A 15,883-nucleotide genomic window follows, 5' to 3' on the forward strand; every position below is an offset into this window, starting at 1 on the left:
ATGGGTGGCGATATTAGGATAGAAATTGCGTGGACAAGATGGATCGTAAAATCCTGGCTTCCCTTCAGGCGAACCCGCAATGGTCGGTCGCCGACCTGGCGAGCGATGTCGGCCTGTCGCACACGCCATGCTGGCGCCGCCTCAAGAAGCTGGAGGAAAGCGGGGTGATCCGCGAGCGCGCGGTAATCCTGGATCCGCTGCTGCTCGACCTGACGGTCAACGTTTTTGCCGAGCTTCGCCTGAAGCAGCATGACGAGGAAACGCTTGAGGCGCTGGAAGCGCAGGCGCGAGACCATCCGGAGATTGTCGAATGCTTCTCGATGAGCGGGCAGGGTGATTATCTGATGCGCGTCGTCGTCCGCAGCGTCGGCGACTATGAGGTGTTCCTGAAGAAGGTGTTGCTCCACCTGCCGGGCGTGGGCTCGATCAATTCGAGTTTCGCGCTGAACTGCATCAAGCTGACGACCAGGCTTCCGCTCTAGCTGCGCGTCTCAGGCAAGGAACGAGTCGCTTGATGAGAGATGATTGTAGATCATAGTAGCGCAATGACGACGAAACAGGCGCCCGAGCGCTCCGAGCCTCGTACGGGGGAAGCGAGACCGACGATGCAGGACATCGCGCGTATCGCGCAGGTGTCGATGCCCACGGTGTCGCGTGTCCTCAGCGGCAGTCCCCTGGTGACCGAGAAAACGCGCGAACGGGTGCTAGAGGTGGCGCTGGCGCAGGGTTATGTCGTCAATCGCAATGCACAGAAGCTCCGCCATTCGCGGACCAGCACGATCGCGGTGATGCTCGATTTCGGATCGCACGTTCACGGTGCGATCGGCGATCCGTTCGTCTTCGAACTGCTCGCTGGCGTGTCCGAGGCGCTGTCGATCCGCAATCAGGATCTTCTTCTGTCTCCTCCCGGCCTGGACGACGTCCGGGCCTTCCGCGATTTCTATCGCGCGCGTGGCGCCGACGGCTTCATCGTGCTGGGGCAGGGGACGCGCGACGCGATGCTTCGAAGCCTTGGCCGTCACGATGTACCTCTGGTGGTGTGGGGCGCAGTGGCGCCCGATACCGGCTACTGCGCCGTCGGTAGCGACAATCTCCTCGGTGGCCGCCTGGCAGGGCAGCACTTCGTTGCGGCGCACCGCAAGCACTGGTTGTTCGTCGGCGATATCAGGCATGAGGAATTGCGCCTGCGTTTCGAGGGGCTGAGAGATGTCGCCACCGAGCAGGGTGACGTTGCGATCGATTTTCTCCCGATCGCATCGATGGGCTTCACCGCGACCGCGGAGACTGTCTCCGCCTATCTCGTCGGCGCGCGCCAGCCGGACGCGGTCTTCGCCTTCTCCGATACCGCGGCGATGGCCGTAATCGGCGCGTTCAAGGAGCGTGGCCAACTCGCGGGGCGCGATTTTTCGTTGGTCGGGTACAATAATATCCCTCCGGCGGCGCATTTCAGCCCCGCGATCACGACGATCAGCCAGAAGACCGATGTCGCGGGCGCGTTGCTCGTGGAGAAGCTGATGCAGCAGATCGACGGCGGCCGGCCGCGTTCGACCACCCTTAGAACCGAGATCGTGGTCCGCGATACCTGACCTTTATTTTTTGAAAACGATATCACTGGCTGCGGCGCGATTATGTGGGCGCCTCGAAAGGATTTTCGTGTTTCGAGTGCAACGGCCAGACTTGGAATGCCAACGGCTGTGGCCCCCTAGCATGGGATGAGAGGAAGCAATCCGGGCAATTTCGCCTAGTGCCGGCGTGTTGTCGAATGATTCTCCGCCGCGGCGGATGACTCCGTGGTGCGGCACGGGGGCACGTTGCCCGTCTGCAACAGCTTGGTCAAATTTCGCAAAAATGTTGCAGAAAAGGTTTTCAAAAAAACGTCCCGGGACTAATCGGCCCGCGAGCCGGAAGACCCGGCGATAGAGTGACTGGGAGGATCTATGCAGTTTTCCATTCGTGCCGGCGTTCGCGCCGCGCTGCTGGCAGGCGTCGCCACGATGCCGTTGACTGCCGCTTTCGCGCAGAACGTGCCGAGTGACACGGCGGCGCCCGCGGCGGTCCAGACGCCCCCGAGCGATGACGCCCAGCCGTTGACTGACATCGTCGTCACCGGCCAGACGACGCGCAACCGCCCGCTGATCACCGCTTCGGCCGACATTACCTATGCCGATCGCATCGCCCTCGATCGCAAGGCGCCGCGGTCGACCGCCGACATGCTCGAGCTCGTGCCGGGCATCTTCGTCGAGGCGACCGCGGGCCAGGTCTCGAACAACTATTCGGTACGCGGCCTTCAGGGCGGCGGCCAGCGCTTCGTGCAGCTGGAAGAGGACGGCATGCCGATCCTCTACAATGGTGGCGGCGCGGATTTCTTCTTCGACCAGGACCTCACCATCGATCGCCTGGAGGCGGTGAAGGGCGGTTCGTCGGGCGTGCTGACCGTCAATGGCGCGGGCGCGACGATCAACTTCATCTCCAAGACCCCCAATTTCAAGCAGGCCGAGGGGATTGCCCGCGTCACCGCCTATAATTACGGGCTGAAGCGCGGCGATTTCTATTATTCGCAGCCGATCTCCGACCACCTCGCGTTCAACATTGGCGGTTATATCCAGTCCAGCCCGGGCGTGCGTGACAACCCGTTCGACTATGCCGGCTGGCGCCTCAAGGGCGCGCTCGAATATCGCTTCGACGATGGCGGCTATATCCGCCTATCGGCCAAGGGCGGCGATATGGAGAACGCCTATTATGCCGACCAGCCCTATCGTTTCACCAATGGCAAGCCGGGCGGCATTCCCAGCCTCGACACGCAATTCGGCAATGTCGGCGGCGACGCCTTCTCGAACATCGCGGTGCCGGTCTCGACCGCTGCCCATCCGAGCGGGTTCCGCGATTTCCGCTACCGCGACGGCATCAAGGCCAAGACCGCGCAGATTCGCCTCGACATCGACAAGCCGGTGAGCGATTCGATCGATCTGTTCGCCAAGGCGCGCTATCTGAAATATTCGTATGATTTCAACGGCCTGTTTCCCGGTTCTGGCACCGGTAACGCTGGCCTGACGAGTGCGGTCAACTATCTGACGCCAGGCGCATCCTCGCCTATCGACAGCCTGCTGACGGCCGGGCGCGCGGCTTTCCCGACGACGGTGCGCTTCGGCATCAAGAACCTGCGCACCGGCGTGCTGCTGGGCGCGAACCAGACGGCGGAGCTTAACGCGCTGAACGGCAATGGCTTCCTTCAGCGCACGACGCTCAATCATGATTATCTCGACGGGCGTGACTTCGGCCTGAATGTCGGTGGCCGCTGGGAGTATCAGGGCGACAGCTTCAAGAACTCGCTGACCGCCGGCGTGATGTACTACAATACCAAGCGGTCGCAGGATCAGTCGGCGACGGCCAGTGTCGTCAATGACGTGCGCACCAATAGCGACATCTACGACGTCGTCGCGCTCGATGCGAACAACAAGGTCATCGGCACGCTCAGCGACAACGGCCTCGTCTCCTATGGCGACTGGGGTGGCGGCATCCGGGAGCGCAAGGATTCGTCCATATCGCTCTACGTGAACGATGAGTTCGCGATTGGTGATCTGCGGATCGACGGCGGCGTTCGCTGGGAAAGCGACGACGCGACGTTCCGCGATGGTCAGACTGCGGCGGTGAACCAGCCGGTGCAGCCGGGCGTGGGTGGTGTGATCCGCAATGTCGGCTCGACCTTCAACGGCACCTATATCACGACGCGGCGCACGCAGAAGAAGGCAGCGTACACCGTTGGCGTGAACTATCTCTTCACGCCGAACTTCGCGGTTTATGCGCGTTACGCCAACGGGTTCCAGACCAACAACACTGATCCGATCACGACGATCGAGCTCTATGAGGCGGGCGTCCGGTATCAATATGGCCGTATCTTCAGCGGGTCGGTCACGCTGTTCCGCACCAACTTCAGGAACCAGAACTATAATTTCGCCGACCCGGTGAACCCGGCGGTACAGAGCAACATCAACGCCGATCTGCGTACCAACGGTGTCGAGGTCGATCTCAACGTCCGTCCGATCGACTGGTTCGCGATCGACTTCCAGGGCGTTTTCCAGGATCCGAAGCTCGTCAACCTGGCGATCAACGGCGCCAACCAGGCGGGCTTCGAAGGCAACCGGCCCGAGCGCACGCCGGCCAAGCTCTTCACCATCACCCCGACCGCGAAGCTCCCGAACGGGCTGGGCGAAGTCTATGGCCGCTACAAATATATCGGCAAGATCTTCGCCGATGCGGGCAACGGCGTCGCGCTGCCAAGCTATGGCGTCACCAGCCTGGGTGTTAACTTCAATGTCACCGACCGGCTCCAGCTGAACTTCAATGTCGACAATCTGTTCGATGTCGTGGGCCTGACCGAGGGCAATCCGCGGCAGGGACAGACTCAGGCGGTCACCGACGGCTATTTCTATGCCCGCGGCATCGTCGGACGGACCTATGGCGGCTCGATCACGATGAAGTTCTGATCCTGTCGATGATTTGATATGTTGACGGGGGCGCGGCGGCTGCAAGGCTTGCCGCGCCTTCGTTATTCCGGAAGCTGAGGAGAAGACGATGCGGCATCATTTGCGCAAGTTCACGGCCGGGGCGCTGCTGTTGGCGGCGGGCCAGAGCATGGCGGCCGGCGAGCAGCCGACGGCTCGGCCCGAGCTTGCCTATCGCCTGGTCGAAGGACAGAATCTCAACACCTTCGTCCGTGACGGGAAGGTCGCCGCGCACCTGCTGCTGCGCAACGGGGCGGATCCGCGAATCCTCGTCGCCTTCCCTGCGGGCAATAGCGGCGTAGGGTTGTGGTTCGCGCCGCTCGCGGCACCGGTGACGTGGCAGCTCGAACAATCGCCTGCTCCAGTGACGCTGGCCGATGCGAAGGGGCGGCCGCTTTACGGTATCGCTGCGACCGCGTCGCTGACGACACCGCGCCTCACGGTCCGGCAGGCGGTCCTGTCGAACGTCCGCTTCCTGCGCGACTATCAATCGGTCGGACGCTTTCCTGCCGATGTTGCAACGCCTGCCCGGGTCGAGGGATCGCGCCTGATCTACGCCCGCGACCGCGTCGATGGAGCGCCGGGATATCGCCTCGAGATCGAAGTGCTCGAAGGGCGGATCGAGGACAACACGATCACGGCCGGCGCGAGCGGCCGGATTCGGATGCGGATCGTCGCGGCAAGCGGCGATATGCCCCTGACCGGCCTGACCGAAGCGGAACTTCTCAACTCGCACGCGGCGCGCGATCCCGCCGCGCGGGACGCGCTACGCTTCCTCAGCTATCGCGAGAAATTCCTCGCCGGGTCATGGCGTTTCGATACCTATTTCGGTCGCGACACGCTGATGTCGGTGCGCTTGCTTATGCCGGTACTGCGCGGCCCCGCGATCGAAGCAGGGATCGGCGCGGTGCTTGCCCGGCTCGACCCGTCAGGCGATGTCGCGCATGAGGAGGGATTGTCTGAATTCGCGATCGTGGACCATCGCCAGCACGGACAAGCGGGTGGCGGCGCGCCGACGCTCGATTATGCGATGATCGACGACGATTATATGCTTGGCCCTGTCGCCGGCGATTATCTGCTCGATCATGCAAGTCCGACGGAAGCCCGTGCATTCCTGGCACGCGCCATCCCCAGCGCGGCGCATCCGGGCAGCGCCGAATCCGCGGGCGCGCTGTTGGTACGCAACCTCCGCTTCGTCCTGACCGCCGCCGGACCGTTCGCCGCTGAGCCCGAATGGAAACGGCTGGTCGCGATCCTGCCGGGGCGGTTGACCGGGCAATGGCGGGACAGCGAAGAGGGACTCGGTCGCGGGCGCTACCCTTATGACGTCAATGCGATCTTCGTGCCCGCCGCGCTTGAGGCTACCGCCAGGCTTCTGAAGGCGGGGCTGCTTGAGCCCTATCTGACACCGGCCGACCGCGTGGCGTTCGCCCGTGCTGATGCGCTCGCGCAAACATGGCGCGAACAGGCGCCCCGCTTGTTTCGGGTCGACGTACCCGCCGGCGAGGCTTCGGCCCAGGTACGACGTTATGCCGGACGCGTCGGCGTCCCAGCTGCGCCGGCGCTTGCGGCGCTCAAGGGGCAGTCGCTGACTTTCCACGCGATCTCGCTTGATGATCATGGCGTGCCCGTGCCGATCATCAACTCCGATGACGGCTTCCTGCTGTTGTTCGGCCATCCCAGCCCTGCCGAGCTCGGCACCTATGTGGGCGCGCTCGCCCGACCGTTCCCCGCAGGCCTGATGACCGATATCGGGCTGTTGGTCGCCAACCCGGCGCTGGCCACGCCGGTGGTGCAGGATCGCTTCACGCCGGCGGCCTATCATGGCGCGGTGGTGTGGTCGTGGCAGCAGGCGCTGTTCGCGGCCGGGCTGGAGCGTCAACTCGCACGCCGCGATTTGCCCGCGGCGACGCGCGCCATCCTGATCGACGCGCAGACCAGGTTGTGGCGCGCGATCGAGGCGACGCGCGCGACACAGAGCTCGGAACTCTGGTCCTGGGCCTATGACAAGGGGCGCTACCGCGTCGTTCCGTTCGGTGCGGGCAAGCAGGATGTCGACGAATCGAACGCGGCCCAGCTCTGGAGCACCGTCTATCTCGCGGTACAGCCGCCGCAGCGGCTCAGTCAGCGGAAAGGAAAGCGGTGACAGTCAGCCGACCCGTCGCCGGGTCGGCATCGAGCGGCGCGCCCGGCCGGATCGCGCCGCTGTGCAGGATTGCGCTGCGATAGATGACGGCTCGGTTGTAGCGCGCGCCGACCTGCGCGGTCCGTTCGAACAGGGGTGTGTCGTCATGGACATAGGCATGCGGCGGCATGCCACCCTCGTTCAGTTCGGTGTTGAGTCTGGCGAGATAGCCTGCGGATCGCTGGCCATCGATCGTCTCGAACCCGCTGGCGCGATGCCGGAAGAAGGCGGTGCCGTCGCCGTCGTCGCGTGACAGATAATGGACAAGCGCGATCCGGCCCGGCTGCACTGCATCGACATGCGGCAGGCGCTGCTCGATGGTCAGGTCGGCTGGCGGCGCGGTCACGATCGAAAAGCTCGCGTCGATAAGGTCGATTGCCCCGGCATGGCCGAATACCTCCCGCAATACCATCGCGAGGACCGGTCGAACCTGCGTGAAATAGTCTTTCGGCAGAGCCGCGCGGATGCCCGGATAGTGGCGATGTGCGGGTTCGAACTGCGCGGATTCCGCCGCGCTGCGCAACCGTTCGGGATCGGGATGGAAGCCCTCGACGATGACGATCGGCTGCCGCTCGTCGCCGATACGCCGCGCGGTGATCTCGGGTTTGATCATCCCGGGGACGCCATTGCCTGAGCCAGTGCGTCATCGTGCCGGGGCAGAGTAGGCACCGCGCGCGCAATCACCGCGGCAATCTGGCGGACCTGCGCCACGTTCGTCGCGGCATCGAGCGCATCCGCAAGCGGGTTGTAGTCACCAGCCTCGATTCCCTGTCCGTCGAGTACTGCCAGCCAACTGGCGTCGCGAAACAGTTCGTCGGAACGGAGCATCAGCCGTCCGGAGCGGCGATACTGGTTTTCGCGCTCCACCAGTGTTTCGGGCAGCGGCATCGCGCGTCGTTCGGCCCAGAATGGCTCGGGCTTGTCGGTTGTTGCGTGATAATGAAGGATCAGGAAATCCTTGATCGTGTCCATATCGGCATTGAGCAACGCGTTGAACCGCTCGGCGAGCGTCGGATCACAGTCGCGATCGGGAAAAAGGGTCAGCAGCTTGGCGATGCCGCTCTGGATCAGGTGGATGCTGGTCGATTCGAGCGGTTCGAGGAATCCGGAAGACAGCCCGATCGCCACGACATTCCCGATCCAGGCGCGACGCCGCGTGCCCGCCTTGAAGCGTAGAACACGTGGGTCGGCCAGTGCTTCGCCGTCCAGGTTGGCGAGCAACGTCGTGGTCGCTTCGTCATCACTGATGAAGCGGCTGGCGTAAACATACCCGTTGCCGGTGCGGTGCTGGAGCGGAATGCGCCACTGCCACCCCGCCGTTCGCGCGGTGGAGCGGGTGTAGGGCGTTGTCTCCGCGACGCGGGCGCAAGGTACGGCCACCGCCCGGTCACACGGCAGCCAGTGCGACCAGTCCTCGAAGCCGCCGCCCATCACCTGATCGATCAGCAATGCGCGGAAACCCGAGCAGTCGATGAAGAGATCGCCTTCCAGTCGCTCGCCCCGCTGGGTGGTGAGGGCGGTAACGAAGCCGCTCGACGGATCGCGCTCGACATCCTGTAGCCGGCCTTCGATCCGTGTGACGCCCGCCGTCTCGGCGATGCCGCGCAGATGCTGTGCGTATAGGCTGGCATCGAAATGATAGGCGTACCCAAGCGTTGACAGGATCGACCGCGCATCGCCCGCCGGTTTGGCGAAGCGGTTCTCCGCCGCGAGCTTTCCGGCCAGCGAAAAGCTCGACAGCGGCAGGTCGACGCCTGCAGCGCGCGCCTTGAGCCAGCGATGGTGGAATGCCACGCCTGGTAGGCGCGCACCGAACTCCCCGAACGGGTGGAAATAGCGGTGGCCGGGCCTTTTCCAATCGACGAATTCGATGCCGAGCTTGAAGCTCGCCTTGGTCGCGCGGAGGAAGTCCGCCTCGTCCAGCCCGATCAGCTCATTGAACCAGTGAATGGTCGGGATTGTCGCTTCACCGACTCCCACCGTCCCGATTTCTTCGGATTCTAGCAGCGTGATAGTCACCGCGCGTCCGAACGAGCGGGCGAGCGCGGTTGCCGTCATCCACCCTGCCGTGCCCCCACCCAGGATAACGACCGAACGGATTCGGCCCGGCCCGAGCGGGTGTTCCCTGTTGGCTGATGACGTCAAAAAATCTGTCTCCTGCGAATCGTGCGGCATTTCTCGTCACGTCGAGCGATGCGATCGATCGCCAATAGCGTGACCGGTGCCAGGCCCGATAGCCTGAGATGACGACTGGGAAAGCCAGTCCTGCAAGGCAGCAGTCCAGTTGGTCGCTATCTCGCGCCGGCGACCACCGGCGAGGGCCAGGAAGCGATGGCGCGGGCGACCGCATGCAGGTCTCCGTCGATCGGCACGCCTGGATATAGCGTCCGCATCCAGAGCACGCTCGCCGCGTCCGCGGCGACGACGTCGTTGGCGCCGAGTTGTCCAAGCAGCGCCAGTAATCCTTCATCCGGATAGACGACGAGCTTGCGCGCCAGGTCATCCATGATCGCGCCGAGCATATAGGCGACCAGCAGCACCAGGGGTTCCGACAATGCCCCTTCGGGATAGCGGCGCGTGACACTGGCGGCGATGCGTTCGTACCAGCGCCGGTTGCTGTTCTGGGCCATCTGGGCGAATTCGGGATCGGCATCGCCCACCTGCAGCATGCATCGCATCAGGCCCGAATTGCTGCGGCAGATGGCGAACCAGCGCCGGTTGGTCCGGCGGATCGTGTCGAACGGCCCCTCATCGGACTGGCTGGTCAGATTGACGCCGAAAAAGTCCTCGAGCAGCGATGTCAGCACCGCCAGCGTTACTTCGGTCTTGTCGCGGAAATAGACGTAGAAGGAGCCCTCGGCGACTTCCGCCGCTTCCGCCACATCGGCGACTCGCAAGGCGTGATAGCCTTTCTGCTCCAGCACCCGCGCGGCGGCGATCTTCAGCCGTTCACGGGTGCGCTGCCCCTTGGTCGGCGGTGGCGCCGAGGCAAGCCGCTCGCTCAGGAAGTCGATGAAGGAAAGCCCGGTATCGGCGGCGGCGGTGAACGGCGCGGCGGTGGTCGGACGAGGGGCGGTTGACGAATTCATAAAACTGAGCTCAATATCATATTTATTAGCGGATCAATTGTACTCACGGGAGACTGCATGTCCACGCCCAGCTTAGACCGAATGTCGCAAGGCTTCACGCCAGGAAGCCTGATCGGCATATCGGACTGGATTACGGTCACGCAGGAAATGATCGACGTCTTTGGCGCGACCACGCTCGATCCGGACCCGATGCATATCGATCCGCGATGGGCGGCCGCCAACGGGCCATTCGGCGGCACCATTGCCTTCGGTTTCCTGACCATCGCGCTGCTGACGCGCATGTTCCATGACGCGACCGGGCAGGGCTGGGACACGGACCCCGCCGTAGTCGGATACAATCTAAATTACGGCTTCGATCGGCTCCGGCTCGTTTCACCGATTCCGGCTGGCGCGCGGGTCCGCGGGCATTTCGAAGTGGCGGACGTGCGCCGCGACGACAAGGGGCGGCGCATCACGGCGATCGATTGCGAGATCGAGATAGAGGATGCTGACCGACCTGCCCTGGTCGCGCGCTGGCTGACCGCCTGGGTGCCGCCCTCGGCATGATCGCCCGCGCTCCGGCACCACCGGCTTTGACCATCTCGCGCGCGGCGACCGGAGTCTATGCGATCGGCTCGCTCGCGAACGGCGTGTTCTCGACCGTGCCGACGGTGCTGCTCCTCTATTTCTGCACCGAGACCCTTGCGATTCCACCGGCGTGGGCGGCGATCATCCTGTTCGTGCCCAAGGCCTGGGCGATCTTCTGGGATCCCTTTGTCGGAGCTTGGTCGGATCGGACCCGGTCGCGCTTCGGGCGACGGCGACCCTTTCTATTGGCGGGGGCGATCGGCCTGCCTCTGGCATTCGCTGCTTTGTTCACGGCCCCGGTAACGGGCGCGGTGAACGGCTTTCTCTGGGCGGGTGGATGCTATTTCCTTCTCGCCACATTCTATTCGCTGTTCGCGGTTCCCTATAGCGCCGTACCCGCCGAGATTACGCCCGATGCGGGCGGCAGGGGCCGCCTGGTCGGGTGGCGGATGACCGCCTCGATGGTCGGTGTCCTCGCGGGTGCGGGGGTCGCTCCGGCGCTTGTCGCCTATTATGGCGGCGGCAGGACGGGTTATGCCGCGATGGGCCTTGTCGTCGCGGCGGCCTGCCTGATCGCGATGATCGGACCGATCGCGATGTTGCGGCGCCACGATCTCGCAACACCCGTCGAGCGAGGGCCTGTCGAGCGAGGGTCAAGGCCGCAGGAGGGGCTTGTCGCTCAACTCCGGCTGGCGATGGCCAACGCAGGATTCCGCAGACTTGCTTGCGCCTTTCTTCTTCAACTCACCGCCGTCGGGGCGGTGTCGGCCGCCGCGCCCTATCTCGTCACCGGGGCATTCGGCCGGTCGGAGCGCGATATCGGCGTCGCGCTCGGGGCAATGCTGCTCGCCACCATCCTGAGCGCGCCGTTCTGGTCGCGGCTCGGCCGGCGCTTCGGCGAAAGGCGGATGCTGGCCGCGGCGGCGCTCGGTTATGCTGCGGCCGCGACGGCGGTGGGGAGCGCGGCGTGGCTCCACGCTCCATGGGGGATCGCCATTGCCTGTTTCGTCAGCGCGGGGGCACCCTTTGCCGGGTTGCAGGTCATGCCGTTCACGCTCGCCGCCCATATCGCGCACGCCGAAAGTGCGGGGCGAAGGGCAGGGGGCGAAAGCGGGATCGAAGGCGTCTTCACCGGAATCTGGACGTCGATTGAAAAGCTCGGCCTCGCGCTCGGTCCGGCGCTTACCGCCTTGATATTGTCGCTGACCGGCAAGGCGGGGCCGGCGGTGGCGGGTTTCGTCGCCTTCGTGCCGGCCCTGCTGGCGCTGGCGTCCCTTCTCTTTCTCGTCCCGTCGCGCGGTGGTCGATCATAAGGAATATGCAGATGACGGGTATGGAATCGGGCGCCCCCCGGCTGGACCGGGTCAGCGACTATCCGGCCTGGATCGCGGCGCGGGCGCCGGATGCCGAAGCGATGGTGCTGGACGACAGGCGCTGGACCTATGCGGCGATGCGCGACGCGATCGACCGGCTGGCGCGGTCGCTGATCGCTGCCGGCGTAGGCAAGGGCGATCGCGTGGCCACCCTGCAGACACCGCATCCGGAGTATCTGATCGCCTTCCTCGCAACGGCGTCGATCGGCGGAATCTGGATCGGCCTCAATCCGCGCTACACGCTGGATGAGCTTGCCTATGTCGTCGGCGATGCCGCGCCCCGTGTGCTTCTGACCCGGACTCGCATCGGCGAGCGCTCTTACGGGGGCGAGATCCGTGCACTACGTGCCGCTTCCTCCGAGCTCGAGCATATCGTGGCGTTCGACGGCGAGCCGCCGGTCGCGGGGGTGAGCCCGTGGTCCGATTTCCTCGCGGCAGGCAAGTCGACGACCGACGCGGCACTGGCGGCTGCCCGGGACGGGTGTGGCGGGCGTGCCCCCTGCCTGATCGTCTACACATCGGGATCGACTGGACAGCCCAAGGGTGCGCTGCTGCATCATGAGGGCCTGGCTGCGTTCTGTCTCGAGCAGAATCGTCTCTGGCCGGTCGAGCCGTTGCGGGCGGTCAATTACTTCCCGATCAATCACGTCGGATGCGTCGTCGATGTCAGCTTGCCGGTCCTGCTCGCGGGTGGGACGATATTGTTTCTGGAACAGTTCGATCCGCGCCGATGCCTGGCATTAATGGAGGCGGAGCGCGCGACATTGTGGGGATCGGTGCCGAGCTGTTTCCAGATGCAATTGGCGCTGCCGGATTTCGACCATTTCGATCTTTCGGCGGTGCAGCTTATCCTCTGGGAAGGCGCCGCGATGCCGCGGGAAATGATCGAGCGGCTGTTGCTGGTGCATCCGCGGCTGGCGACCAGTTATGGCATGACGGAGACGACCAGCGGCATCACCGCGCTTGAGCCGGGCGATGATCCCGACCTGTTGGCGGAGTCGGTAGGGCGGCCCTTCCCGGGTGTGGAGGTCCGGCTGGTCGGAAGCGACGGACGGGATGTGGCGACCGGCGAGGCCGGTGAGGTCTGGGCGCGCTCGGCCTATACCATGCTCGGCTATTGGAACCGGCCGGACGCAACGGCCGGGGCGCTGACGGCCGAGGGCTGGTTCAAGACCGGCGATCTTGCCGTCGCGCGATCCGATGGGCACTACCGGATCGTCGGACGGCTGAAGGAGATGTTCAAGTCCGGCGGCTACAACGTCTATCCGCGCGAGATCGAGGCGGTGATCGAAACCCATCCGGCGGTGGCAGAAGCGGCAGTGGTTTCCGCCGAAGATCCGATCTGGCAGGAAGTGGGCATCGCCTTCGTCGTCGCCGAACGGCCGGTCGCAGCGGACGAACTGGAAGCCTGGTGCCGGGCGCGACTGGCCAATTACAAGATTCCGAAGCATTTCGTTTATGAAGCTGCCTTGCCGCTGCTGCCGATCGGCAAGGTCGACAAGGCGCTGCTCAAGCGCCGTGCCGCGATGCTGGCGGCAGGTTGAACGTGCCGCTTGCGACCCTTGAGCGCCGCGATGCCGTGGCCATCGTCAGCCTGGACCGCGCCGAGCGGCTCAACGCGATCAGCTTCGACCTGCTCGGCGATCTGATCGATGCGCTGGATCGTGCCGCGGACGACCCGATGGTGCGCGTGATCCTGTTGCGCGCCGAGGGGCGGGCCTTCTGCGCCGGCGACGATCTGGCCGAGTTCATCGAAGGGTTCGGGAAGGAGAAGGCACATGCGTTCATCGACCGGCTTCAGGCGGTGACTCGGCGGATCATGCTGGGAACGAAGCCGGTGGTTTGCGCGATCCAGGGCGCGGTCGTGGGCGGGGGTGCGGCGTGGCCGGTCAATGCCGATGTCGCGATCGCGGCCGATGACACGATCCTGTTCTGCCCCGAAGCCGCGTTCGGCCTGTTCCCTACCGGGGGCATGAGCATGCTGCTCGACGAACGCTGCGGCCCAGCCCGCGCGACTGACATTCTGTGGCTTGGTGAACGCCTGGACGCACATAGCCTGTTGCGGGAGAAGATCGTGAGCCGTGTCGTCGCACGCCCGATGCTGGAGGAAGCCGCGCTGGCCGTGGCGGATCGGCTGACGACGTTGCCGCCCGAAAGCCTGGCCCGATTCAAGGCGGCGCGGGTGGAAGATATCGGACTCCGGCTTGACGTCGCGCTGGCACGGGAGAGCCGCCACTGCCTTGTGGCAGGCGATTCTCCCGAGGTGCGGGCCCGTGTGCACGCATATCTTGAGGGTGGTCGCTGAGACTGGAACCGCGGCCGTGGCGCGTCAGGACGGTTTCCAGGGGCGCGTGGTGATCTCCAGCCCGCTCGGTGCCCCGGCGCCGTAGGAGATGGTGAAGATGTCCGGCCCGCCGTTCGAATAGGCATGGAAGGTGTCGGCGTCGGCACCCGCGATCGCGACGCGGAGGCGATGTCCGCGCCTGATCAGGGCGGCGGTGGGGAAGAGGGCGAAGCGCAGCGTCATCCGCGCGCCGGGCGTGACCGCCAGCGCGTCGGCCCTTCGGAAACTGTGCGGCGCTGGTCCCTGATCATAGGGTAGGGTGGCCGGATCGGCCGGCTTGCGGTGGATTGCGCGGAACTGGCCCTCGCCGAGATAGGTCGACCGGCCATCGGGGGCGACATCCTCAAGATAGACGAAGACGGCCGGATCGCTCGTTCGTGCCGCCATGTGGAGCGTGACCACAGGCGTACCGACCAGCTCGGTATCGATATCCATCGGGTTGCTGTCATAAGTCAGCAGCCTGGCGTCCTGCTCGCGCCGGTCGGGATAGGCAGGTGGCGTGCCGAATTGCGTCGACCAGCGCGTCGCCTTGCCGGTGGTGGCGGTGAAATCGACCGAATAACGATCATCGCCACGCTGGCCCGGTATGCGCGAGGCGAGCGACCGGCCCGGAGCGAAGTACAACGTGGCCGGTTTCGTATCCGCCGGTGGCCACGCCGCGGTTGTACGGAACTCCTTGGCGCCCATCACATAATAATGGATCGCACGCTCGACCCGGGCCCCCGCGCGGACGTGATCCGCGAAGGCGATGTTGCTGGCGAAAATGTCTGTGGCAGCGGGTATTGGCGTGCGCTCACCGGGAAAGAAAGGATCGGCGCCGACACTCTGGCCATGATTGTTGGCGGTGATCCAGACCTCGGCCGGCACCTCGGGCGCCGAGCGATAGCGCGCGAGCGCGGCCTCGGCCATTCCGGCATCCAGCCAGGAACCCCAATATTGCACCGGCTTGCGCTCCCGTCGGATGGCGGCGAGCTGCGCGGCGGGAGAGGAGTCGAACAGCGTGTGGCTATTCCTCCCCGGCTCGTCCCGGAATGCGATGCCGTCATAGTCCTCGGGCCCCCAATGAGGGCCGCGCGTCGCCAGGGCCTGGCGCAACAGGTCGAAACTCTCATCGCCATCGACCGGCTGGAGGGTGGGAAACAGTCGGGCGCAGTCCGCGACCTGCTTTAGGCAATCGGCCGCACCACCTTCGGGATCGCGCCCCATATCCATCTCGCGGACTGCGTTTCCCCAGTTCCGGAGCATCCAGTCGTTGGAGACGCCGCCGGGGCTGAACAGGTGCAGATAGGTGTCGAAGTCGGTCTGTCGTGGAATTGCGGCGAGGAGGGCAGGGGCAGGACGGCTCGTCGCCAGATCGGCGGTGTCGGCCATATAGGATACGCCCGAGGCGATGACCTGACCGTTCGACCATGGCTGGTGCGCCAGATGGGCGATGATCTCGTCCATGTCGCGCTGCTCCTCGGGCCCGATATCGACCCGACGCGTGCCGAAGGAAGCAGTCGATCCGCGCGTGTCGACAATGGCGACGACATAGCCGGCGCGCCGCCAGGCCGAACCGAAATCAGCTTCGCCCGCACGCCCGTATCGCGTCTGGATCAGCATTACCGGCGCCGGCTTTTCGGGCGGCACGCCACCGGGGAAGTAGAGGCTGACCGCCAGTCTGACTCCATCGCGCATCGACAGATAATAGGACTTGTCGCTCCACCCATCGGGCCGCGATGACGCGGCGGTGGGAACGGACTGCCCGGCCCGCGCGCCCGGGCAGATGATCGCGCCGGCTACCAGCGCGGCCGTCAGGAGAAAATGGTTCTTGCAGGTCATGG

Annotated in this window: 12 protein-coding genes; 8 read left to right on the forward strand and 4 right to left on the reverse strand. The window is 64.9% G+C overall.

Annotated elements, in window-relative coordinates; genetic code table 11:
• The first annotated feature begins 38 nt into the window (after positions 1-38).
• The 4 genes from NDN01_RS05950 to NDN01_RS05965 all read left to right on the forward strand — a co-directional run bounded on the left by NDN01_RS05950 (position 39) and on the right by NDN01_RS05965 (position 6,648).
• Complete coding sequence (locus NDN01_RS05950) at positions 39-482, forward strand: Lrp/AsnC family transcriptional regulator (protein ID WP_272626449.1); 444 nt, start codon at positions 39-41, stop codon at positions 480-482.
• Between the two features lie 123 nt (positions 483-605).
• Positions 606-1,586 carry a LacI family DNA-binding transcriptional regulator gene (locus NDN01_RS05955; RefSeq protein ID WP_272626450.1) on the forward strand — a complete coding sequence of 327 codons (981 nt, stop codon included), beginning with the start codon at positions 606-608 and terminating at the stop codon, positions 1,584-1,586.
• A gap of 351 nt (positions 1,587-1,937) precedes the next feature.
• Complete coding sequence (locus tag NDN01_RS05960) at positions 1,938-4,484, forward strand: TonB-dependent receptor domain-containing protein (RefSeq protein WP_272626451.1); 2,547 nt, start codon at positions 1,938-1,940, stop codon at positions 4,482-4,484.
• Positions 4,485-4,572: 88 nt separating this feature from the next.
• Positions 4,573-6,648 (forward strand): hypothetical protein, encoded by a 2,076-nt coding sequence (locus NDN01_RS05965; RefSeq protein ID WP_272626452.1) that lies wholly within the window; start codon positions 4,573-4,575, stop codon positions 6,646-6,648.
• Here NDN01_RS05965 and NDN01_RS05970 read toward each other — a convergent pair.
• The 3 genes from NDN01_RS05970 to NDN01_RS05980 form a co-directional block, all read right to left on the reverse strand.
• Positions 6,623-7,300, reverse strand: a complete 678-nt coding sequence (locus NDN01_RS05970) for a DUF6445 family protein (RefSeq protein WP_272626453.1) — start codon at positions 7,298-7,300, stop codon at positions 6,623-6,625. The two genes, NDN01_RS05965 and NDN01_RS05970, sit on opposite strands and share 26 nt — an antisense overlap.
• Positions 7,297-8,745: a tryptophan halogenase family protein gene (locus NDN01_RS05975; protein ID WP_443025197.1), complete on the reverse strand. Its 1,449-nt coding sequence runs from the start codon at positions 8,743-8,745 to the stop codon at positions 7,297-7,299. The genes NDN01_RS05970 and NDN01_RS05975 overlap by 4 nt, the downstream gene beginning before the upstream one ends.
• Before the next feature lie 233 nt (positions 8,746-8,978).
• Entirely contained in the window at positions 8,979-9,776 is a 798-nt protein-coding gene (locus tag NDN01_RS05980; protein ID WP_272626455.1) for a TetR/AcrR family transcriptional regulator, read from the reverse strand.
• A 57-nt stretch (positions 9,777-9,833) separates the two neighbouring features.
• Between NDN01_RS05980 and NDN01_RS05985 the strand changes: the two genes are divergently transcribed.
• Genes NDN01_RS05985 through NDN01_RS06000 form a run of 4 tightly spaced genes read left to right on the forward strand, consistent with a single transcriptional unit; the run spans position 9,834 to position 14,021 of the window.
• Entirely contained in the window at positions 9,834-10,322 is a 489-nt protein-coding gene (locus tag NDN01_RS05985; protein ID WP_272626456.1) for a MaoC/PaaZ C-terminal domain-containing protein, read from the forward strand.
• Positions 10,319-11,656, forward strand: a complete 1,338-nt coding sequence (locus NDN01_RS05990) for an MFS transporter (RefSeq protein WP_272626457.1) — start codon at positions 10,319-10,321, stop codon at positions 11,654-11,656. The genes NDN01_RS05985 and NDN01_RS05990 overlap by 4 nt, the downstream gene beginning before the upstream one ends.
• An 11-nt stretch (positions 11,657-11,667) precedes the next feature.
• Positions 11,668-13,260, forward strand: coding sequence for a class I adenylate-forming enzyme family protein (locus NDN01_RS05995; protein ID WP_272626458.1), 1,593 nt, complete (start codon positions 11,668-11,670; stop codon positions 13,258-13,260).
• A 2-nt stretch (positions 13,261-13,262) separates the two neighbouring features.
• Positions 13,263-14,021 (forward strand): enoyl-CoA hydratase/isomerase family protein, encoded by a 759-nt coding sequence (locus tag NDN01_RS06000; RefSeq protein ID WP_272626459.1) that lies wholly within the window; start codon positions 13,263-13,265, stop codon positions 14,019-14,021.
• Between the two features lie 24 nt (positions 14,022-14,045).
• Here the strand turns inward: NDN01_RS06000 and NDN01_RS06005 are convergent, their stop codons facing one another.
• Positions 14,046-15,881: a CocE/NonD family hydrolase gene (locus tag NDN01_RS06005; RefSeq protein WP_272626460.1), complete on the reverse strand. Its 1,836-nt coding sequence runs from the start codon at positions 15,879-15,881 to the stop codon at positions 14,046-14,048.
• Between the last annotated feature and the right edge of the window lie 2 nt (positions 15,882-15,883).

The sequence above is a fragment of the Sphingomonas sp. QA11 genome, assembly GCF_028473665.1.
GTDB lineage: Bacteria > Pseudomonadota > Alphaproteobacteria > Sphingomonadales > Sphingomonadaceae > Sphingomonas > Sphingomonas phytovorans.